23 protein-coding genes are annotated in these 20,914 nt (G+C 60.2%); 14 read left to right on the top strand and 9 right to left on the bottom strand.

The features are described from left to right. Nucleotides 1-99 precede the first annotated feature (99 nt). Entirely contained in the window at nt 100-957 is an 858-nt protein-coding gene (locus CE491_RS18060) for a transporter substrate-binding domain-containing protein (RefSeq protein ID WP_110949699.1), read from the bottom strand. Nucleotides 958-1,026: 69 nt separating this feature from the next. Continuing rightward, a complete protein-coding gene (locus CE491_RS18065) occupies nt 1,027-1,842 on the bottom strand; it encodes a HalD/BesD family halogenase (RefSeq protein ID WP_110949700.1) in 816 nt (271 codons plus the stop codon). 130 nt (nt 1,843-1,972) lie between these two features. Between CE491_RS18065 and CE491_RS18070 the strand changes: the two genes are divergently transcribed. The 5 genes from CE491_RS18070 (at nt 1,973) to greB (ending at nt 6,010) form a co-directional block, all read left to right on the top strand. Then, nucleotides 1,973-2,842, top strand: coding sequence for a LysR substrate-binding domain-containing protein (locus tag CE491_RS18070; RefSeq protein ID WP_234407624.1), 870 nt, complete (start codon nt 1,973-1,975; stop codon nt 2,840-2,842). Nucleotides 2,843-3,116: 274 nt separating this feature from the next. Then, nucleotides 3,117-3,836, top strand: a complete 720-nt coding sequence (locus tag CE491_RS18075) for an ABC transporter permease (RefSeq protein ID WP_110949702.1) — start codon at nt 3,117-3,119, stop codon at nt 3,834-3,836. Nucleotides 3,837-3,849: 13 nt separating this feature from the next. After that, nucleotides 3,850-4,587, top strand: coding sequence for an ABC transporter permease (locus tag CE491_RS18080; RefSeq protein WP_110949703.1), 738 nt, complete (start codon nt 3,850-3,852; stop codon nt 4,585-4,587). A 17-nt stretch (nt 4,588-4,604) separates the two neighbouring features. Then, complete coding sequence (locus tag CE491_RS18085; protein ID WP_110949704.1) at nt 4,605-5,396, top strand: ABC transporter ATP-binding protein; 792 nt, start codon at nt 4,605-4,607, stop codon at nt 5,394-5,396. A gap of 122 nt (nt 5,397-5,518) precedes the next feature. Continuing rightward, the gene (gene greB / locus CE491_RS18090) at nt 5,519-6,010 is read left to right on the top strand and encodes a transcription elongation factor GreB (RefSeq protein WP_110949705.1); all 492 of its coding nucleotides are present in this window, start codon (nt 5,519-5,521) and stop codon (nt 6,008-6,010) included. Nucleotides 6,011-6,055: 45 nt separating this feature from the next. On the opposite strand, the gene CE491_RS18095 is transcribed toward greB, so the two are convergent. Both CE491_RS18095 and CE491_RS18100 read right to left on the bottom strand, forming a co-directional pair. Further along, nucleotides 6,056-8,566: an ABC transporter permease gene (locus CE491_RS18095; RefSeq protein ID WP_110949706.1), complete on the bottom strand. Its 2,511-nt coding sequence runs from the start codon at nt 8,564-8,566 to the stop codon at nt 6,056-6,058. Continuing rightward, entirely contained in the window at nt 8,566-9,249 is a 684-nt protein-coding gene (locus tag CE491_RS18100; protein WP_110949707.1) for an ABC transporter ATP-binding protein, read from the bottom strand. The genes CE491_RS18095 and CE491_RS18100 overlap by 1 nt, the downstream gene beginning before the upstream one ends. Nucleotides 9,250-9,259: 10 nt before the next feature. Between CE491_RS18100 and CE491_RS18105 the strand changes: the two genes are divergently transcribed. The 3 genes from CE491_RS18105 (at nt 9,260) to CE491_RS18115 (ending at nt 11,801) form a co-directional block, all read left to right on the top strand. Beyond that, the gene (locus CE491_RS18105) at nt 9,260-9,865 is read left to right on the top strand and encodes an arylesterase (RefSeq protein ID WP_110949708.1); all 606 of its coding nucleotides are present in this window, start codon (nt 9,260-9,262) and stop codon (nt 9,863-9,865) included. Nucleotides 9,866-10,435: 570 nt separating this feature from the next. Then, nucleotides 10,436-10,729 (top strand): hypothetical protein, encoded by a 294-nt coding sequence (locus tag CE491_RS18110; protein WP_110949709.1) that lies wholly within the window; start codon nt 10,436-10,438, stop codon nt 10,727-10,729. A gap of 103 nt (nt 10,730-10,832) precedes the next feature. Beyond that, the gene (locus tag CE491_RS18115; protein WP_110949710.1) at nt 10,833-11,801 is read left to right on the top strand and encodes a L,D-transpeptidase family protein; all 969 of its coding nucleotides are present in this window, start codon (nt 10,833-10,835) and stop codon (nt 11,799-11,801) included. Between the two features lie 169 nt (nt 11,802-11,970). Here CE491_RS18115 and oprI read toward each other — a convergent pair whose 3' ends face one another. Both oprI and CE491_RS30315 read right to left on the bottom strand, forming a co-directional pair. Continuing rightward, nucleotides 11,971-12,222: an outer membrane lipoprotei OprI gene (oprI, locus tag CE491_RS18120; protein ID WP_003199355.1), complete on the bottom strand. Its 252-nt coding sequence runs from the start codon at nt 12,220-12,222 to the stop codon at nt 11,971-11,973. 430 nt (nt 12,223-12,652) lie between these two features. Beyond that, on the bottom strand, nt 12,653-12,976 hold the full coding sequence (locus tag CE491_RS30315; protein WP_199885162.1) for a hypothetical protein: 324 nt from the start codon (nt 12,974-12,976) through the stop codon (nt 12,653-12,655). An 18-nt stretch (nt 12,977-12,994) separates the two neighbouring features. Between CE491_RS30315 and CE491_RS18125 the strand changes: the two genes are divergently transcribed. After that, complete coding sequence (locus CE491_RS18125) at nt 12,995-13,276, top strand: GNAT family N-acetyltransferase (RefSeq protein WP_110949711.1); 282 nt, start codon at nt 12,995-12,997, stop codon at nt 13,274-13,276. Between the two features lie 70 nt (nt 13,277-13,346). Here CE491_RS18125 and CE491_RS18130 read toward each other — a convergent pair whose 3' ends face one another. Continuing rightward, complete coding sequence (locus CE491_RS18130) at nt 13,347-14,423, bottom strand: 3-deoxy-7-phosphoheptulonate synthase (protein ID WP_199885163.1); 1,077 nt, start codon at nt 14,421-14,423, stop codon at nt 13,347-13,349. Nucleotides 14,424-14,667: 244 nt separating this feature from the next. Between CE491_RS18130 and CE491_RS18135 the strand changes: the two genes are divergently transcribed. The 4 genes from CE491_RS18135 to cysB all read left to right on the top strand — a co-directional run bounded on the left by CE491_RS18135 (nt 14,668) and on the right by cysB (nt 17,779). Further along, nucleotides 14,668-15,003, top strand: a complete 336-nt coding sequence (locus CE491_RS18135; RefSeq protein ID WP_199885164.1) for a thioredoxin family protein — start codon at nt 14,668-14,670, stop codon at nt 15,001-15,003. 156 nt (nt 15,004-15,159) lie between these two features. Next, nucleotides 15,160-16,062, top strand: coding sequence for a 5'-nucleotidase (locus CE491_RS18140; RefSeq protein WP_110949834.1), 903 nt, complete (start codon nt 15,160-15,162; stop codon nt 16,060-16,062). A 96-nt stretch (nt 16,063-16,158) separates the two neighbouring features. Continuing rightward, nucleotides 16,159-16,653, top strand: a complete 495-nt coding sequence (locus CE491_RS18145) for a universal stress protein (protein ID WP_110949714.1) — start codon at nt 16,159-16,161, stop codon at nt 16,651-16,653. Nucleotides 16,654-16,804: 151 nt separating this feature from the next. After that, a complete protein-coding gene (cysB, locus tag CE491_RS18150) occupies nt 16,805-17,779 on the top strand; it encodes an HTH-type transcriptional regulator CysB (RefSeq protein ID WP_110949715.1) in 975 nt (324 codons plus the stop codon). 76 nt (nt 17,780-17,855) lie between these two features. Here cysB and CE491_RS18155 read toward each other — a convergent pair whose 3' ends face one another. Beyond that, nucleotides 17,856-18,590: a phosphoadenylyl-sulfate reductase gene (locus CE491_RS18155; protein WP_110949716.1), complete on the bottom strand. Its 735-nt coding sequence runs from the start codon at nt 18,588-18,590 to the stop codon at nt 17,856-17,858. A 187-nt stretch (nt 18,591-18,777) separates the two neighbouring features. Between CE491_RS18155 and thrH the strand changes: the two genes are divergently transcribed. After that, nucleotides 18,778-19,395, top strand: a complete 618-nt coding sequence (thrH, locus tag CE491_RS18160) for a bifunctional phosphoserine phosphatase/homoserine phosphotransferase ThrH (RefSeq protein ID WP_110949717.1) — start codon at nt 18,778-18,780, stop codon at nt 19,393-19,395. Between the two features lie 158 nt (nt 19,396-19,553). Here the strand turns inward: thrH and pabB are convergent, their stop codons facing one another. After that, the gene (pabB, locus tag CE491_RS18165) at nt 19,554-20,897 is read right to left on the bottom strand and encodes an aminodeoxychorismate synthase component I (protein ID WP_110949718.1); all 1,344 of its coding nucleotides are present in this window, start codon (nt 20,895-20,897) and stop codon (nt 19,554-19,556) included. Nucleotides 20,898-20,914: the final 17 nt, after the last annotated feature.

Below are 20,914 nucleotides of genomic sequence, written 5' to 3' on the forward strand. Positions count from 1 at the left end.
CCGCCGATGACGCAGGGGGCCTGCCAGGCTATTCGTGAGCAGGCTCACCCTCACAGAGGTGGTCAGGCCAGCGACGTCAGCCGCTGCCCCGGCGGGGCATCAAGGCCGAATATCAGCCTTGAACCACTTCTGCGAAAGACGCTTCACCGTGCCGTCCTCCAATGCGGCAGTGAGTGCGCCGTTGAATTTCTCGCGAAGGTCGTTATCGGCCTTGCGAAAGCCCAGCGCTTCGCCCGGCCCCCAGATATCGCCGCCGATTTTCGGACCGATCATTTTTACGTTGCTGTTATCGGGGCTTTCCAGAGCGGAAGTGAAGAAGGTCACGTCGTCAAAAGCGAAATCGATGCGCCCCGCGTTCAGGTCCAGCAAGTGCTCGGCGGACTTGCTGTATTCGCGGATGGTCGCGATGTCCTTGAAGTTGTCCTCGACGAATTTGGTATAGGCGGTACCCGACTGAATGCCCAGGGTCTTGCCCTTGAGCAGTTCTTTCATCTTGTCGACGGCAGCTTTGTCCTTGGCCGGGTCGCCGCTGAGTTTGATCACGTCATTGCTCGGCATGCTGGCGATGAGCTTTGGATCGGCACTGACGAAAACCGCCTGGGTATTGGCGTACGGCTTGGAGAACGCGATCTCTTTTTCTCGCTCCGCAGTGATGACAATGGCGTCCATCAGCACGTCGAATTTACCGGCGTTGAGGCCGGCGATCATGCCGTCCCAATCCTGAGCCTGAAGTTTGCACTCCAGCTTGATCCGGGCGCAGACGTCCTTGAGCAGTTCAGGTTCGAAGCCGGAAATTTCGCCACTCGGGAGGGTGATGTTCCAGGGCTCATAGGCCCCTTCGGTGGCGACTCGAACCGAGGTCCAGTCCTTGGCGAACGCGGCGTGGCTCAGCACAAGCGTGCTGCCCAGTGCTGCCCAGGCGAGGATTCTTTTTGTGACGTGGTAGGTGTGGCCCATGTGTTTCCCCATCTGATTGAAAGATTGGCAGGGTCAAGCTAGATCAAAAGCCGCGAATCGCTAATTTTATTATGCCGCTGTGTCTTCAGAGGTCAGTTGGGCGGCGCGTCCGTAGAAGCCGGTCTGCTCCTCGACGGTGAACATCACGCCTGGTTTTTCGTAATACGAGAACACCGCGACCATGCGTTCGCGCTGTCCTTGCACGGGGGTCACCCGGTGCGCGGTATTTTTGCCACGAAACACGTTCAATGTGCCAGCACTCAAGCGCAATTTCTGCACGGCAGGGTCACGACCCTCCAATAACTCAGCCACGCCTGCGTAGTTCGGATCGTCCGCAGAGCGCAAGTCGGTACGGTATTCGAACTCGCCGCCGGCTTCCGGTGCCTGGAGCATCAGGGTAGTGGTGAACTCCGAGCGGTCGAAGTGCCAGTTCAGGGTTTCGCCCTGGCGATAACTCATTACGTTGACCCGCGCCAAGGGGTCGGCCATGACATGCAGTGCCGGCTTTTGCATGACCGCGCTGAGAAACGACACCAGCGGCGGGTATTCGTAGACCGCCGTCACCAGGCTGCTCTTGAGTTGGTCGGCACACAGGGTATGGCTGACCGTCTCGACCTTTTTCAAGGCCGGATGATCGGCCTGCAATTCCGGGATTTCCGGTTTGAAGTAAATGTTGTGCGAGCGTTTGTGGGTGTGGGATTCGGCGTCCATGGTCGGCTGAATCTGCGCGGCAGCCAGTGCGACGTTTTCCGCCTGAATGAAGCCTTCAAGGCTGAACATGCCGTTGCGAGCCAATTCGCAGCGCGCCTTGGCGACCAGGGTGTTCCATGCCTTGCTGCCTTGTTGATCCAGAGGGTAGCGTTGAAGATCGATGACAATGCTCATGTCGGGCCTCCTGAACGGTGTGGCGTAAACCTAACCTGTGAAAATCTTCGCAACAACGGCAAAAATTGTTAGCCTCCCCCTAGAAAAACTTAGGGGGAAATCGATGAAAAGGCTTCCACCATTGAATGCTGTGAGAACCTTCGAGGTAGCTGCACGTCTGGCAAGCTTCGTGGCCGCGGGGAAGGAGTTGGGCGTCTCAGCCGCTGCAGTGAGCCAGCAGGTCCGACATCTGGAGGAGTATTTCGGCAAGAAGCTGTTCGTACGCAACGGGAATCGGCTGTCGTTGACTGATGCGGGGCTTGCGATCTTTCCGCAAACTTCCCGCGCCCTGGACGACATCGCCGCCATGACCGTGCGCTTGCTCGAAGGCGAGATGCGCACTCGGCTGATCGTCAGCGTGCCGTTCTCCCTGGCTGAAGTCTGGCTGGCGCCGAAACTGGCCGCGCTGCTGGAGAGCCATCCGCAGCTGTCGGTGGATGTGCGGGTCGAGGACGATCCGGTGGATCTGGCCCGCCATGACGTTGATATTCGTGTGAGCTATGGCGACTACCATTACCCCGCGCTGGAAGCGATTGCGCTGGTGCACGATCAAGTGGTGCCGCTGTGTGCGCCCGAGCTTTGGTATCGCCACGGCAACAGCGACTTCGACCTGACGCGCATCCACCAGAGTCTGTTCATCCATACCCAGTGGGGCCCGAACTATGCTTCTCACCCTACCTGGAGCGACTGGTATGCCAGTGAGATCGGCCAGCCTGCCCCTGATCCGGGGCTTGGCCGCCGCTCGGGTTTGTCGAGCCTGTCGATTACCCTGGCGAAGCTGGGTTGCGGCATAGCGCTGGGGCAGAAACTCATCGCCCAGCCTGATCTGGCGGCGGGACGTCTGATCGTGTTGTCGGCCAGGTCGCTGCCGCTTGGGCATCCTTACTGTGCCTTCGTGCCGACGGAAAAGCGCAAACGGCCAAACGTACAGAGCCTTATCGAACTGCTGGCTGCGCCTTGATCCGGTGTTACAGCCCTACGCACTTGCATGGGGCCAGACGTTTCCCACTGCCCCAGTGTGAGGCGCCCTACGGTCACGTGTTAACGAACTTACACCTGCAGCGGTGGAACCTTATCTACCCTTGATCGCCTGAACAGAGAGGTTGTACGCAGTTGAGACCATGTCCGAAACGATCTGGCAACCAAATTGCATATGCTTGTAAAGACAAGTATGTATGAGTTGGAGGGTGTCGTCAGGCACCGGACTTTTCACTGTTCGCAGCGGGAAAAACCCTATGGATCTCTTACAGCTGCTCAGCTTCGGCGAGCACGGGTGGGGCGCGGCGCTGCTCAAGGCGGCAGGCATGACCGTGCTGCTGACCTTGTCGGCACTTGTGGTGGGAGCCCTCGTGGGCAGCGCTGTGGCGGCAGCCAAGCTCTCGCGACGCCGGATATTCCGGTATATCGGCGACGTCTACTCGATCCTGTTCCGGGGCATTCCGGAGTTGCTGGTGATCTACCTGTTCTACTTCGGCGGGGCCACGGTGATGGGCGCCATCCACCACTGGTTCGGCGGCGAAGGCTTCGTCGACACGCCGCCGTTTCTGGTGGGCGCGCTGGCGGTGGGGCTGATCTCCGCGTCTTATCAGGCCGAAGTCTATCGAGGCGCCTACCTGGCCGTTGCCAAAGGAGAGCTCGAGGCTGCCTTGGCGATTGGCATGACCTGGGGTATGCGAATTCGTCGGGTGCTGATCCCGCAGGTCTGGCGCTACGCGTTGCCAGGCCTGGGTAATGTCTGGCAAATGACCCTCAAGGATTCGGCGCTGATTTCGGTGATCGGCCTGGTGGAGCTGATGCGCGCAAGTCAGGTTGCGGCGGGTTCCTCGCGCCAGTACTTCACCTTCTACATCGTCGGCGGCGCCTGTTATCTGATCCTCACCGGGCTGTCCGGGCGCCTGTTCAACATTGCCGAAACCCGCGTGCAGCGCACTCAGCGCCGCAATCCGAACGCCTGAGAGGGGAACCCCGATGATCGATTTTGCCTTTCTCAGCGACACCATGCTCAAACTGTTGGCCGCGTTGCCTACGACCCTGAGCCTGTTCTTCGCCAGTCTTTCCCTGGGTTTGCTGCTGTCGTTGGGCGTAGTCGCCATGCGGGTCAGCCGCTGGCCATTTCTGAGTTATCCGGCGCGCTTCTACATCATGCTGTTTCGCGGCACGCCATTGCTGATCCAGATGTTCCTGATTTATTACGGGCTGGGACAATTCTCGGCCATCCGCAGCAGTTTCATGTGGGAAATCCTCAGGTCTCCTTATGGCTGTGCTGTGGTGGCCCTGGCAATGTGCACCGCCGGTTACACCGCTGAAATCATCCGGGGCGGGCTGCTCAGCGTGCCCCCTGGCCAGATCGAGGCCGGGCTCGCGGTGGGCATGAGCCGCTGGACCCTGCTGTATCGGGTTATTGGCCCGGTCACCCTGCGTCAGGCGCTGCCATCCTATTCGACCGAAGCGGTGTTGATGGTCAAGTCCACCGCGATTGCCAGCCTGGTGACCGTGTGGGATGTGACCGGCATCGCTCAACAGATCATTCAGCGCACTTACCGCACCATGGAAGTTTTCCTGTGCGCCGCGCTGATTTATCTGGTGCTGAACTTCCTGATCGTTCGCTTCATGTCGTGGGTCGAGTATCAGCTCTCCCCGCACCTGCGCGAACGTCCTGTACAGCGTGTGGCCACCCCGGCCGCAGAAACGCCTCCCTCCCTTTGACTGCCGCGGAGCCTGCCATGAATCAATCCATTGAAACCGCGTTGTCGGTCAGCAACATCTGCAAGTCGTTCGGCTCGGTTCAGGTGCTCAAGGGGATTTCGCTGGACGCCCACAGAGGTGACGTCATCTCCATTCTGGGGGCCAGCGGATCGGGCAAGAGTACCTTCCTGCGCTGCATCAATCTGCTGGAATCCCCCGACGAAGGCCGCATCGTGCTGGATGGCGAGGTCATCGAAATGAAGCACAACGCCAACGGGCGCCTGCTGCCGAGCAACACACGCCAGGTCGAAGCGATGCGCAGCAAACTGGGCATGGTGTTTCAGAGCTTCAATCTGTGGTCGCACATGACCGTGCTGCAAAACATCATCGAGGGCCCGCTGCGGGTGCTCAAGCGCTCCCGCGCCGAGTGCATCGAAGAAGCCGAACAATTGCTGCACAAGGTCGGGCTCTTTGATCGACGCGACTATTACCCGGCGCACCTGTCCGGCGGGCAGCAACAACGGGTGGCGATTGCCCGCGCTCTGGCGATGAACCCGCAAGTGATGCTGTTCGACGAGCCCACCTCGGCGTTGGACCCGGAACTGGTGGGCGAAGTGCTGCGGGTCATGCGCTCATTGGCGGAAGAGGGCCGGACGATGCTGGTGGTCACCCACGAAATGGGCTTCGCTCGCCACGTGTCGAACCGCGTCGTGTTCATGGCTCAGGGTGTCATCGATGCCCAAGGCACACCCGATGAACTGTTCGAAGGCCTGCCCACCGAGCGTTTTCGCCAGTTCGTGGCCAGCCATAATCAGCGTGCCAACGACTGAGGGGGCGGGGCGATCCGACTACCACGGGTTGCCGTCGCGGCGCCCCTGTAGTGTAGTGGCGACCCCATGCCGTCGCGGCCCCGCCGTGCGGCACCTACCTGATCGTTATGTGGAAGCCGCGGATGGCAGAGTCGAGTACCAAAATCATCACCACCGAAGGCCACGAGGCGCTGAAGAAAGAGCTGGACTATCTGTGGCGCGAGCATCGCCCGGACATTACGCAAAAGGTCGCCTGGGCGGCTTCGCTCGGGGATCGCAGCGAGAACGCCGACTACCAATACAACAAGAAACTGCTGCGCGAGATCGATCGGCGCATCCGTTACCTGCGCAAGCGCCTAGAGGACATGCGCGTGGTGGCGTACTCGCCGGAGCAGGAAGGCCGGGTGTTTTTCGGTGCCTGGGTGGAGATCGAGGATGAAGAGGGCCAGAGCAAGCGTTTCCGCATCGTCGGTTATGACGAAATCTATGGGCGCATGGACTACATCTCCATCGACTCGCCGATGGCTCGCGCGCTGCTGAAAAAGGAAGTGGGCGATGAACTGACGGTCAGAATTCCCGCCGGGGAAAAGCTCTGGTGGGTGACCAAAATCGAATATCAGGTCAGCGAGCAGTAGACAGCAAGGGCCAATACGCGGTGTGTCGGCCCTTGCTGTCGAGTTTTACCCTTCGCGCAACACAGTCAGCGGACTGGCATTCAGTGCCCGGCGTGTGCCGAACACTCCCGCGCCGCCGACGAGCAACGCGCCGATCAACGGCAGCACCAGCAGCCACGGGTGCGGCGACCATTCCAGACTGAACGCGTAGCGGTACAGGGCGAAGCTCACCAGTTCGCAACCCAGTGCCGCCAACACGCCACTGACTGCGCCCAACAGGCCGAACTCGATGCGTCGGGCCTTGACCAGCAGCGCGCGGTTAGCGCCCAGTGCCCTGAGCAATGCTCCCTGGCGAATGCGCTCATCCAGCGTCGCCTGCAGACCCGAGAACAGCACCGCAAGGCCTGCCGCGAGCACGAACAGCAACACGTATTGCACCGCCAGCGTGACCTGATCGAGGATGCTGCGCAATTGCTCCAGCAGCGCCTCGACTTGCAGGATCGTCACCGCCGGGAAGGCACGGGACAGCTCGACGATTTGCTGATCATGGCCTGGCGCCAGATAGAAGCTGGTCAGGTAGGTGGTCGGCACGTCCTTGAGGGTGCCCGGCTGGAAGATCACGAAGAAGTTCGGCTCAAAGGTGTCCCAATTGATGTCCCGCAGGCTGGTGACCTTGACCTCATGGTTGGCGCCGCCAATCACGAAACTGAGAGTATCGCCAAGCTTCATGTTCAGGCTCTTGGCCAACTTGGTTTCCACCGAAACGCCGGGAATGCTGTCAGCGGCAGGCAGTTGATCGTTCCACCATTGGCCCTCGGTGATGCTGTTACCCTCCGGCAGATTGGCCGACCAGGTCAGGTTGAGGTCGCGTTGAGTCGCGTTTTCGCCCCGTGAGTCCTTGGTCACGAACTTGCTCACCGGTTCGCCGTTGATGCTCATCAGGCGCCCTGGAATCATCGGATACAGCGGCGCGGCGTGGGTCGAGAGGCGACTCATGCGCTCAGCGAAGTTGTCCCGCTCGGTGGGCAGGATATTCAGCGCGAAGTAGTTGGGCGCGTCTTTGGGCAACTGATTTTGCCAGGTGTCCAGCAGCTCGCCGCGTAGCAGGGCGATCAACCCCATGGACAGCAGGATCAGGCCGAAGGCCAGGGATTGGCCGGCCGCCGCCATGGGATGACGCAGCAGTTGGCCCAGGCCCAGACGCCACGGCAGCGAAGCGTTGGCCAACAAGCGACGCAGGCTTTGCAGCGCCAGCAACAGCACGCCGCCAAGGACCACCGCTGCGATCAAGCCACCGCCGAGCAGGGCGAAGGTCAGCACCAGATCCAGGCTCAACCGCCACATGATCAGCCCCAGCGCAAACAGCGCAGCACCATAGACCAGCCAGGTGCTGGCGGGAATCGGCAGCATGTCGCGGCGCAACACGCGCAAGGGCGGCACACGACCCAGCGCCGCCAGTGGCGGCAGGGCGAAACCGGCCAGGGCCACCAACCCGGTGCCGATGCCGGCCAGCGCGGGCAGCGAGCCGCCCGGTGGCACCGCGGCGGGCAGTAGATCTTCCAGCAGGTAAAACAGGCCCAGTTGTGCGAACCAGCCGAGTAGGGCGCCGGTGACGCTGGCGGCAATGCCGAGTATCGCCAGCTGCAGGCTGAACAACACCAGAGCTTCGTTGCGCGACAGGCCAAGACAGCGCAGCAGCGCGCTGGCGTCGAAACGCCGGACGGCGAAACGTGCAGCCGACAAGGCAACGGCGACGCCTGCCAGCAGCACGGCCACCAGACTCGCCATGTTCAGGTAACGCTCGGCCTTGCCCAGCGCGCCGCCAATCTGCTGATTGCCGTCGCGGGCGTCTTCGATTTTCTGGTTTGCTGCCAATCCCGGTTCGACAGCCTTGCGATAGGCCGCCAGATCCTGCGGCGTGCCGCGCCACAGGTCGCGAAAATTGACCCGGCTACCTGGCTGCACGACCTTGGTCGCTTCAAGATCAGCCATGTTGATCATGACCCGCGGCGTCAGGCTGTAGAAATTTCCGGCGCGGTCGGGTTCGTACGTGAGCACGCGGGTCAGTTTCAGGGTCGTGGAGCCAACGTCGATGTTGTCACCGACCTTCAGATTGAGCGCCACCAGGATTCGCGCTTCGGCCCACGCTTCACCGGGCCCTGGCTCGCCGCCGCTGACTTCCGGCTGATAAGGCGCCTCTGCGCTTTTCAGCTCGCCACGCAGGGGATAGGCCGTGTCCACCGCCTTCACACTGGCAAGTTGAATGCCGTTGTCGGTGGCGACCACGCTGGAAAAGATGACGATTTGCGAGTGATCGAGCTTGAGTGCCGTACCGGCCTCGATCTGCTCGGGCTTGGCGGGCGTTGAGCCGCTGAGAACCAGGTCGGCGCCGAGAAACTCAGTGGCGCGCAGCAGCATCGCGCTGTTCAGCCGCGAGCCGAAATAACCGATGGCGGTACTGGCGGCGACCGCGACCACCAGCGCGAAAAACAGCACTCGCAGTTCTCCGGCGCGGGCATCGCGCATTAACTGGCGGGCGGCGAGGCTCAGTAGACGGGCAAACGGCAGACGTGCCATCAAGGCTCCATAGGGGCGACCAGGCGGCCGCCTTCAAGACGGATCAGGCGCCGGCACCGGTGAGCCAGGCGTTCATCGTGGGTGACCAGCACCAGCGTGGTATTGCGCTCCTGGTTCAGCTCGAACAGCAGGTCGCTGATGCGCTCGCCGGTGTGACTGTCGAGGTTGCCGGTGGGTTCGTCGGCAAACAGCACATCGGGATCGGCGGCAAAGGCGCGGGCGATGGCGACGCGTTGTTGCTCACCTCCCGAGAGTTGTTTGGGCGTGTGGGTCAGGCGCTGACCGAGGCCGACTCGCTCCAGTAGATGGCGCGCCTGCTCGCGGGCGTCCTTGCGGCCTTCCAGTTCCATGGGCAGCATGACGTTTTCCAGCGCGTTGAGGCTGTCGAGCAGTTGGAACGACTGAAAGACGAACCCTACGTGTTCGGCGCGGACCCTGGCTCGTTGATCTTCATCCAGTTCACTGAGGTTGCGTCCCGACAGCGTCACCGAGCCTGCGCTGGGCAGATCAAGCCCGGCGAGCAGGCCGAGCAGGGTGGATTTGCCGGAACCGGAGGCGCCAACGATGGCCAGGGTGTCGCCCTTGTTTAGTTCCAGGGAGAGTTGGTGCAGGATGGTCAAGTCACCTTCGGTGCTTGGGACCACTTTGCTGAGGTTCCGAGCACTGAGAATACTTTCGCTCATGGAGAATCCGATGCGTGCGTGGTTTTTAAGTGCTGGCCTGGGTTTGCTGCTGTTGTCTCAAGGAGCCATGGCAGGCACGGTTCTGATCGTTGGGGATAGTATCAGCGCGGCTTTCGGCCTGGATACCCGTTTGGGCTGGGTGAGTCTGCTGGAGAAGCGCCTGGCAGAGCAGGGCTACCAGGACAAGGTGGTCAATGCATCGGTCAGCGGCGACACCAGTGCCGGTGGTCAGGCGCGGCTGCCGGCGCTGCTTGCAGAGCACAAGCCGGATCTGGTGATCCTTGAGCTGGGGGGCAATGACGGTCTGCGAGGCCAGCCTCCTGCGCAATTGCAACAAAATCTTGCGTCAATGATCGACAGTTCGCGGGCGGCGGGGGCCAGGGTGTTGTTGTTGGGAATGCAGATTCCGCCGAATTATGGTGTGCGTTATACGCAGGCGTTCAAGGAGGTGTATGGGAATCTGGCGACCGAGAAAAAGGTGGCGCTGGTGCCGTTCATGCTTGAGGGAGTGGGCGGGGTGCCTGAGTTTACCCAGGCCGATGGTCTGCATCCGGCGGCCAATGCTCAAGCTCGGCTGCTGGAGAATGTTTGGCCGCAGTTGAAGCCACTTCTTTGATTGAGATCTGGCATTGGGGGCGGGGACGTGAAGAGCAACGGCAAGATCGAGAGCGACCGCAGAAGCGGCAGGCTGATTCGATCCGGTGGGACGCCGCAGGTTACGACGGCAGCGAACGCGGTGGGTCTGTGAAATGTGAGTGTCTGATCCACCGCCTTCGCGGCTGTCGCACAGCTCCGGCAGCTCCCACAGGTTCGTAGTCAATCTTCAAGTCCCGCTCATGCCGCGGCTTTTGATCTTGATCTTCCTACATGCTAACCCAGACGACACACGTCGCGACTTGGGCGCAGGCCGACGATAGGCGGCTCGAAGTGGAAAATCCGACGGAGTCGGGCCGACCCAGGAGCGAATGCCCTTGGTGACTTGGAGCTTTTCCAAATAGCCCGTCAAAGGCGTAAACGCTTCTGCCGTTAGGCAGAACCCATGCGCGCGTCACCAGGATCTTTGCATACACACACACCTCTCAAGCCAGCACGCCAGCCCCCTCGGCCGCCAAAATTAACGGCCCCGAGCCCTTTTCCGAACGTGGGCTTTCGGCTAATGTGGCGCCCCCCGATCCGGAGCCCTCTGATGCGCCGCCCTGCCTGGTCCCTTTTTGCCTATCAACTGATCGAGCCCGACGAGCAGCTCGACCTGTTCGCATGCCAGGAAGTTCGTGTACATCTGGTCGCCCGGCAACTGGAACTGGCCGGTTCCGCCGATCGTACCCTCTGCGGTACGCTGCTGCCCGCTCAGCCACGCTGGTCCAACGTCGAGCAGGCGATTTATCAGGATGAGCGCCTGTGTCCACTGTGCCGGGCAATCATCGATGCGCAGCGCAGGGGCTGGCATCCGATCTGGCCGGAACTCGACCAGACCCTGTAAAAACGACTACACCGTGTAAGCCGTCGCGCCTACTCCCGAAGGCCCCGGCGTGCGTGTACAATCGCGCTCATTCAAGCCTTCCGTTTATCCAAGGATTCCCCGGATGTTGTCGCGCATTCCAGCTTTCGCCCGCTGTCTGTCGCTCGCCGCACTGTGTGCGGCCGGCCCCGTTTCCGCTCTGGAGTTTACGTTGCCACCGCCAGGCGAAGACATCATCGGCCAGGTGCAGACCGTCACCGCCAAGTACGAAGACACTTTCGCTGACCTCGGCACCCAGTACGACCTGGGTTATCTGGAAATGATCGCCGCCAACCCCGGCGTCGATGCCTGGCTGCCGGGCGCTGGTACCCAAGTGATTCTGCCGACCCGGTTCATCCTCCCACCAGGGCCGCGCGAGGGCATCGTCATCAACCTGGCCGAGTACCGCCTCTACTACTACCCCAAAGGCCAGAACGTGGTGTACACCTTCCCGTTGGGCATCGGCCGTGAAGGCTGGGGCTCGCCGGTTTCCACAACCAAGGTGACCGCCAAGACCCCGAACCCGACGTGGACCCCGCCTGAGTCGGTCAAGGCCGAGCACGCTGCCGATGGTGACATCCTGCCCAACGTGGTGCCCGCTGGCCCGGATAACCCGCTGGGACCGTTCAAGTTCGGCCTGGGCTTGCCGGGCTACCTGATCCATGGTTCGAACAAGAAGTTCGGCATCGGCATGCGCACCAGCCACGGCTGCTTCCGCATGTACAACAACAACGTGCTGGAAATGGCTGACATGGTTCCGATCGGTACTCCAGTACGCATCATGAACGAGCCGTACAAGTTCGGCGTCAGCGGTGGGAAGGTGTACCTCGAAGCGCATACACCCCTGGACGAAAGCGGCAACCCTTCGGTGGTCGACAAGCACACCGCCGTCATCAATGCGCTGCTCAAGCGCGAAGACCTGGCCAACAGCCTGCGTATCAACTGGGATGAAGTGCGTGACGTAGTGGCCGCCGAAGATGGTATGCCTGTCGAGATCGCGGTACCAGGCGTACAAGCCCCGGTTGTGAATGATGCACCGGTGACGTTGCAATAAGTCTGGTTCGACGCTGATACCCGTCCACCGGGCCCTGGAGACAGGGCAGGGTGAACGGGTTTTTTATTGCCTGAAGAATCGTTGGCGCAAAGGAAGCCCTCAACGGAAACCAGGCAACAAAAAAGCCGATCCGAAACCGGATCGGCTTAGTCATAATCCCGAGGGATTATTACTTGCGGCTTGCCTTGTCGAGCATGCGCAGAGCGCGCTCGTTGGCTTCGTCCGCAGTTTGCTGAGCTTTCTGAGCAGCAGCCAGAGCTTCATCAGCCTTGCGATAGGCTTCATCGGCACGAGCTTGCGAACGAGCGGCTGCGTCTTCAGTTGCGGTCAGACGAGCTTCAGTTTCTTTGGACGCGCTGCTGCAACCGGTAGCCAGAACGGCGGCCAGGGCCAGAGCAGAGAATTTCAGAACGTTGTTCATCGTGTTCCCCTTAAAGGACTTCTATCAAATTAGTCATCTCTCGAAAATGAGAAAATGACCGACGTACATACTACTCATTGTTTGTAGTAAGTAAACGGACTAAGCGCAAGAACCACACAAAATTCTTTGCTTAGAAAGGCTTCCGTGCGACTCCTCACGTTTTCTCTCGAAAAAAAACCGGCGCTGTCAGGCGAAAACGTCTGTCAGTGACCAATGCAATCGATCGGATCGGCGTGGGTCCGAGATCGTCAGGCGGGTCAACGATGTGACGCAGGCCCTGAAGCCGGCCATGGTTTAACCGCGTGCAGCCTTTTTGTATAGACGATGATCGGCAATGACGATTGATCTGTGCTGCTTGACGTGACTCAAGCAAGCCGTTTGCGTCTCAATGGACATCCACCGGCGGCTTCAGGTTCAACCGGCAGAGCGGTCAGATGTGCGGCAGCGCATATTCGCCTCGATTCCCTTGAGCAGATTCGGCAATGGCGCCTACTATTTGGGGGTGCTCATTTGTTTGAGAAGCCAGGGCGTTCTCGGTGTCCAAATCAGGCACGGGGTGGCGTTGCAGGCAGTGTGAAAACGTCGCGAGCGACAGCGAAACCAGGCAGAAACCGGCGCAACAGAGCGACTCAGGTGTTCTCAACGAGCATTTTTCACCGGTTTTCAAGGCCATGTTGCTGAGCATCATCGTTTTCACGCCGTCTGATAGTTCCTTCGCCGGAAAAACATCGGTAAGGTAGGGGTCAAATTCCAAGACCCGCGAGGAGTAGTGATGAGCGAGGCGTTGTCCATCCACCATGACGAGACCGGTCACCAGTTCGAGATTAATATCGATGGTCACCGCGCCTATCTGACGTACATGGATCTGGGGAAGCAGACTCTGGATATCTATCGTACGTTCGTTCCCAACGCACTGCGGGGGCGGGGCATAGCTGCGGCCTTGACCGAGGTCGCGCTGGATTATGCCGAGAGCAACGGTTATACCGTCATTCCATCGTGCTCATATGTCGAGCGCTACATGGAGCGCAATCAGCGGCAGGCAGCCAAGATCTGATCGATCGAATCAGCCGCCACAATGAAAAACGCCGAGCAATTGCTCGGCGTTGTCGTTTCTGAAGCGCCAATCAGCCGCGCTTGCGCTTGGGCAAGACGTCCTTGAGCTTGGCGTACATGCTGCGCAAGGTCTTCTCGGTGGCTTCCCAGTCAATGCAGGCGTCGGTAATCGATACACCATATTCCAGGTCGGCGAGGTCCTTTGGAATCGACTGTGCACCCCATTTCAGGTGGCTTTCAACCATCAGCCCAATGATCGACTCGTTGCCTTCCAGAATCTGGTTGGCGACGTTTTCCATGACCAGCGGTTGCAACGCCGGGTCCTTATTGGAGTTAGCGTGACTGGCGTCGACCATGATGTTCGGCTTGATCTTCGCTTTGTTCAGCGCCTGCTCGCAAAGCGCGACGCTTACCGAGTCATAGTTGGGCTTGCCGTTACCACCGCGCAGCACCACGTGACCGTAGGCGTTGCCCTTGGTGGTAACGATGGACACGCCACCTTCCTGGTTGATGCCCAGGAAGCGGTGCGGGCTGGAAACCGACTGCAGCGCGTTGATCGCCACGGTCAGGCCGCCATCGGTACCGTTCTTGAAGCCCACGGCCGAGGACAGCCCGGAAGCCATTTCGCGGTGAGTCTGGGATTCGGTGGTACGCGCGCCGATGGCCGACCAGCTGATCAGGTCCTGCAGATATTGCGGGGAGATCGGGTCCAGCGCTTCGGTCGCGGTCGGCAGGCCTTTCTCGGCCAGATCCAGCAGCAGCTGGCGACCGATGTGCAGCCCGTCCTGAATCTTGAAGGAGTCGTCCAGATACGGGTCGTTGATCAGGCCCTTCCAGCCGACGGTGGTGCGCGGTTTTTCGAAATACACGCGCATCACCAGATACAGGGTATCGGACAGCTCCGCAGCCAGCGCCTTGAGGCGGTCGGCGTATTCGTGGGCAGCCTTGATATCGTGGATCGAGCATGGCCCGATCACGATGAACAGGCGGTGGTCCTTGCCATCGAGAATGTTGCGAATCACTTCGCGGCCCTTGCTCACGGTCGCCTGGGCGGCAGCGGTGAGAGGAATTTCGCGCTTGAGCTGATCCGGAGTGATCAGTGTCTCGTTGGAGGCAACGTTGAGGTCGTCAATCGGTAAATCAGCCATCGTGTTACTCATAAGGTCACGGGTGCTGGCCGCCAGCGGCGGAGCCCAGCATGGTTGAGCGCAGCGGGGAGCGGAACCTTAGCGCGTTAACCCTCGCTTCGACAATGGGTAAACGTGGCTTTCGTCCAACAGACGCGGCATTCTCGGGTGCATTTTCTTTTTCAGCGTGCAGTCGTTCCGCCTGAAGTTTGTAAACTGTCGGTTGTGGGCGGATATAGTGTGCCCAGACTCTGGGGCGATCGGTGTGGATCAACTGCAACTGACGGATTTCGACGTGGATCAGCAATTGCTGACGCTGCCTGGTGTTTCGCTGCTGATATTCACCAGCGTCGGCTGTTCGAGTTGCCGGTGGGCGCGGCATCATTTGCCCGAGCAGGCGCTGCCAGTGGAACGGCTATGCTGGATCGACGCCGAGGAGAATGGTGGCGCCGTGCAGCGTTATGGCGTGTTTCATCTGCCGACGCTGTTCGTGGTGCGCGACGGAGAGTTTTACGGTGCATTGCGCTGCACGCTTTGCGCTCAAGCCATTATCGAAGGTGTTGATCAGTCGCTGGCACGCAGGCCTGACGACTTACCTTGAAAGCACAAGCCTTGAACGGGCAGCCATCGAGCTGACAAATGTTCACGGTCAGTACGCCGTCTCGCGAATGTATTCACTCCCACAAGGGTTATGCACGGTGGTTTGGCGGGTTTCATTCTGATGCATTTGGGGAAAACGATGACCAACGACCTGACCATGAAAACCGCAGGCAGCAAACTGGTATTGGCGATCTCCTCGCGGGCGCTGTTCGATTTGCGGGAAAGCCACGCGATCTACATGAGCGATGGGGTAGCGGCTTACCGCAAGTACCAGATCGACCATGAAGACGAAGTGCTGGAGCCGGGCGATGCCTTTTTGCTGGTGGAAAAGCTGCTGAGCCTCAACGCCAGCTTGACCCAGTCACGGGTCGAGGTGGTCCTGGTATCGCGCAACAGTGCCGATACCGGCCTACGTGTGTTCAACTCCATTCAACACTACGGCCTGGATATTTCCCGCGCCGCATTCGTCGGCGGTCGTAGCCCGTTTCCTTACCTTGCCGCTTTTGGCAGTCATCTATTCCTGTCCACCCATGCTGAAGACGTTCGTAGCGCGCTGGACGCGGGCTTCGCCGCAGCGACCATCCTCTCCGGCGGCGCCCGGCGTGCAGCCAGCGCCGAACTGCGCATCGCTTTCGACGGCGATGCCGTGCTGTTTTCGGACGAATCCGAGCGGGTGTATCAGTCAGGCGGCCTGCAAGCGTTCCAGGCCAGTGAGCGCGAAGCTGCGCGATTGCCGCTGCCGGGTGGTCCGTTCAAACCTTTCCTCGCTGCGCTGAACCTCTTGCAGCGTGAGTTTCCCGAGGAGTCGTGCCCGATCCGCACCGCGCTGGTCACTGCCCGATCGGCTCCGGCCCATGAGCGGGTGATCCGAACGCTACGCGAGTGGGACATTCGGCTGGATGAGTCGCTTTTTCTCGGTGGCCTGGAAAAATCGGCGTTTCTGGAAGCCTTCGCCGCAGACGTGTTTTTCGACGATCAGCCCGGTCATTGCGAGAAAGCGCGCGAGGTGGTGGCCACCGGTCACGTGCCTCATGGCATCAGCAATGAGCTAAAACAGTGAACCTTTAGACCGCAAAGCAGTATCAAACCGGCCGATTCGTTCGCACGCTGCTACTCTGAGTTGTGTCTGCGCCTGTCATGCTTGCCTGGAGGTCACATGATTCGCTCGATGCTGTATGCCACGGACCTCGGTCTTTATGCGCCTTATGTCCTGCAGCATGCGCTGGCACTGGCCAGAACGTTCAATGCTGAGCTGCATGTGATTCATGTCGTCGAACCCATGGGGCTGTTCGCCGAATCGGTCCTGCAAAGCTATCTGGCCGAGGACGTGCTCAGGGAACTGCACAGTGAAGGGGTCAATACGGTCATCGAAGGCATCGAACTTCGGGTGCTGGCCGGTTTTCGCGACGAACTGGGAGAGGATAACCAGGATCTTGAGCTGATCCGAAGTGTGCGTGTGGTGCAGGGCGATCCATCCAATGTGATTCTCGAGCAGGCGCAGCGCCTTGAAGTCGATTTGTTGGTGCTGGGCAGTCACAGCCACGGTACCGAAGGGGACACGCCGATCGGACGCACCGCTGCGCGGGTTCTGCAGCTTTCAGAAGTGCCGGTGTACATGGTGCCGATGCTGCAAAACCGTTCCGGAGCTTAGGCCCGAAGAGCAAATCGTCGCGCCAATGAAAAAGCAGCGTGCCATTAACGAATAAAAGTGATAAAAAGTTCTAGCTTTGCCTTCCTGACCATTAATCCAGTTATATACCGTTGCTGATGCCCGCGGCGTCTTCCGGCTTTGAGGGATACATATGAAGCTTCAACAATTGCGCTACATCTGGGAAGTGGCGCACCACGACCTCAACGTCTCGGCGACGGCACAGAGCCTCTACACGTCGCAACCGGGGATCAGCAAGCAGATACGCTTGCTGGAAGACGAACTGGGAGTCGAGGTCTTCGCGCGCAGCGGCAAACACCTGACCCGCGTTACGCCCGCCGGTGAGCGAATCATCACCACGGCCGGGGAAATCCTGCGCAAGGTCGAGAGCATCAAGCAGATCGCCCAGGAGTTCTCCAACGAGAAGAAAGGCACCCTGTCGATCGCCACCACCCACACTCAGGCCCGCTATGCGCTGCCGCCGGTGATCAGCAATTTCATCAAACAGTACCCGGATGTGGCGCTGCACATGCATCAAGGCTCGCCAATGCAGATCGCCGAGATGGCCGCTGACGGTACCGTCGATTTTGCCATTGCCACCGAAGCCCTGGAGCTGTTCGGCGACCTGGTGATGATGCCGTGCTACACCTGGAACCGCTGCGTGGTCGTGCCCCAGGGCCACCCGCTGACCAAGGTGCCGAAACTGACCCTGGAAATCCTCGCCGAATACCCGATCGTCACCTATGTGTTCGGTTTCACCGGTCGTTCCAAGCTCGACGAAGCCTTCAGCCATCGTGGCCTGACGCCCAAAGTGGTGTTCACCGCAGCCGACGCTGACGTGATCAAGACCTACGTTCGCCTGGGCCTGGGTGTTGGCATCGTCGCCAAGATGGCCGTGGACCCCAAGCTGGAGAGCGATCTGGTGGTGCTCGATGCCAGCGAACTGTTCGAAGCCAGCATCACCAAGATAGGCTTTCGCCGCGGCACCTTCCTGCGCGGCTTCATGTGCGACTTCATCGAGAAATTCGCCCCGCACCTGACCCGCGACGTCATGGCCAAGGCCATCCAGTGCCACAACAAGCAAGAACTTGAAGAGTTGTTCGAAGGCGTGGTGCTCCCCGAGCATTGACAGCAGCGGCAAGCTGCAAGAAAAAGCGGCCCTCACCCGGCCGCTCTTTCTTGCAGCTCAAAGCTCGCAACTGCGTTCAGGCTTTGCCGATCAAATTCCCCGAATGCAGCCCGCATTCCTTCTGCGTGGCCTCTTCCCACCACCAGCGACCTTCGCGTTCGTGCTGATTCGGCAGGACAGGGCGGGTGCAGGGCTCGCAGCCGATGCTGATGAAACCGCGCTCGTGAAGGCTGTTGTACGGCAACTCCAGCATGCGGATGTAGTTCCAGACGTCGGCGCTGCTCATCTGCGCCAACGGGTTGAATTTGTACAGCGTGCGCTCCGGTGTGGAGAAGGCGCTGTCGATCTCGACCACGGCCACGTTGTTGCGGGTGCTCGGGCTCTGATCACGGCGCTGGCCGGTGGCCCAGGCGTTCACGTCGCTGAGCCTGCGTCGCAGCGGCTCGATCTTGCGCACTCCACAGCATTCGCCATGACCGTCCCTGTAAAAACTGAACAGGCCCTTTTCCTTGACGAAAGGCTCCAGTTTTTCCCGGTCGGGGGAGACGATATCGATGGCGATGCCGTACTGCTCGCGCACTTGATCGATAAACCTGTAGGTCTCAGGGTGCAAGCGGCCGGTGTCCAGGCTGAACACCTTGACGTTCTTGTTGATCTTCCATGCCATATCCACCAACACCACGTCTTCGGCGCCACTGAAGGAAATCCACAGCTCGTCGCCGAAGTGCTGGAAGGCGAACTTGAGGATGTCCTGGGCGGACTTGTTGGCGTAGGTCGCGGCGATGTCGGCGACGTCGAAGGGGTGGCTCATCAGACGGCTTCCTAATTGTGGCGCGCAGGCGCTCTTAATATGCGGCGCTCAAGCGCTGGTAATGGCGCAGATGGTATCAAAAACCGTCCCCGGTTTGCCTGAATCCTCAGTTTGCACCGGGCCCGGTGCGCTGGTTAGAGTGCTGCTTCCCTAAACGTGGCTGCTTGAAACACACAAGGAGTGAACTGTGGAAATTGCCTGTCTTGACCTGGAAGGTGTGCTAGTCCCGGAAGTCTGGATTGCGTTCGCCGAGAAAACCGGTATCCAATCCCTTCGCGCGACGACCCGCGACATCTCCGACTACGACATCCTGATGAAGCAGCGACTGCGCATTCTCGACGAGCATGGCCTGAAGCTGTCGGACATTCAGGAAGTGATCGGCACGCTCAAGCCGCTGGAGGGCGCCGTGGAATTCGTCAACTGGTTGCGTGAGCGATTCCAGGTGGTGATTCTCTCGGACACGTTCTACGAGTTCTCGCAGCCGCTGATGCGCCAGTTGGGTTTCCCGACGTTGCTTTGTCATCGTCTGGTCGCGGACGAGACGGGGCGGGTGGTGGACTATCAGCTGCGTCAGAAAGATCCGAAACGCCAGTCAGTGCTGGCGTTCAAGAGTCTGTACTACCGCGTGATTGCAGCGGGCGATTCGTACAACGACACCAGCATGCTGGGCGAGGCGGATGCGGGGATTTTGTTCCATGCGCCGGATAACGTGATTCGCGAGTTCCCGCAATTCCCGGCAGTGCAGACGTTTGAAGATCTGAAGCGGGAGTTCATCAAGGCGTCGAATCGGGTGCTGAGTTTGTAGGGGGCGGAACGCGATCATGGTGGGGGCGGCATGCTGTGGGTCGCTCTCATTCGAACGTAACCCTGTAGCAGTCCGGCTTGCCGGCGGCAGCATCCTTGAAATTGCCACCGCCGGCAATCCGCGCTGCTACAGGGGTCGCAGCGTTTAAGAAGTCTGAATCACAACGCTTCCAACGTGCGCAAAAGGACCCGCACTTTGGTAATGGATTCCTGATATTCCGCCTCCCAGTCCGAGTCGGCGACGATCCCGCCGCCGCCCCAGCAGGCGATCTGGCCATTCTGGGCCAGCAGGCTGCGGATGGCGATGGAACTGTCCATTGCGCCGCGCACGTCCAGGTACAGCAATGACCCGCAATACAGCGCCCGGCGGTTCGGTTCCAGTTCGTCGATGATCTGCATCGAACGAATTTTCGGCGCGCCGGTAATCGAACCGCCGGGGAAACTGCCAGTGATCAGGTCCAGTGCGTCCTTGTCTGCCGCCAGTTCGCCGGTGACGGCGCTGACCAGATGATGCACGTTTGGATAGCTTTCCAGGCTGAACAACTCCGGGACTTTCACCGAACCGATGCGACAGGTGCGCCCCAGATCGTTACGCAACAGGTCGACGATCATCAGGTTCTCTGCGCGATCCTTCTTGCTCGCCAGCAGTTCTTCGGCGTAGGCGGCGTCTTGTGCCGCATCCTTGCCTCGCGGTCGGGTGCCCTTGATAGGGCGGGCTTCGACTTGCCGTTGACTGACTTTGACGAAGCGCTCGGGCGACAGGCTCAGGATCGCATCGCCCTCGGGCAAGCTCAGGTAACCGGCGAACGGGGTCGGGCAGGCCAGGCGCAATGCCTGATAGGCTGCCCACGGCTCGCCGCTGTAACGGGCCCGAAAGCGCTGGGCGAAATTCACCTGATAGCAGTCACCGGCCTGAATGTAGGCCTGGATTCGTTCGATGGCCTGGCGGTATTGGTCGGCGCTGGTGTCAGCGGCGAAGGGTTGACTGAGGTTGAAGGTTGCGTGGGTCGCGGTCTGCGGCTGCCCGAACAGCCCGATCAAACGCTGGCGTTCGTGGCTCCCAACGGTGGGGTGAAAAACCAGTTCAGTGGTGCGTCGCTGGTGATCGCTGATCAGCGCCCAGGCGTACAGTCCCAGTTGCGCCGACGGCAGATGCAGGTCGTCAACGGCCAGACTCGGCAACGGTTCAAGCAGGCGACCGAAATCGTAGGCCAGATACCCCATCATTCCGCCGGCGAAGGGCAGTGGACTGTGCTCGGGTAAGTCGGCGTAGCCCAGGGCTGTCAGTCTTTCACGCAGGCGCTGCACGAACGCTGCGCCGCTTTCCTCAGCATCCGCCGTGAACGTTTCAACCGGCCAGGCGCTGAGGATATCGAAACGGCCCCGGTCTGCCTCGGGCCTGCCGCTGTCGAGCAGCACGGCACCAGGCGCCTGACGAACCAGAGAAAAATACCCGGTCGGGTCAACGTGGTAGGCGAGCGGGTGTACGGAACAGGTTGGCATGCGAGGGAAATCAGTCG

This window comes from Pseudomonas bohemica (genome assembly GCF_002934685.1).
In the GTDB taxonomy this organism is placed as follows: domain Bacteria; phylum Pseudomonadota; class Gammaproteobacteria; order Pseudomonadales; family Pseudomonadaceae; genus Aquipseudomonas; species Aquipseudomonas bohemica.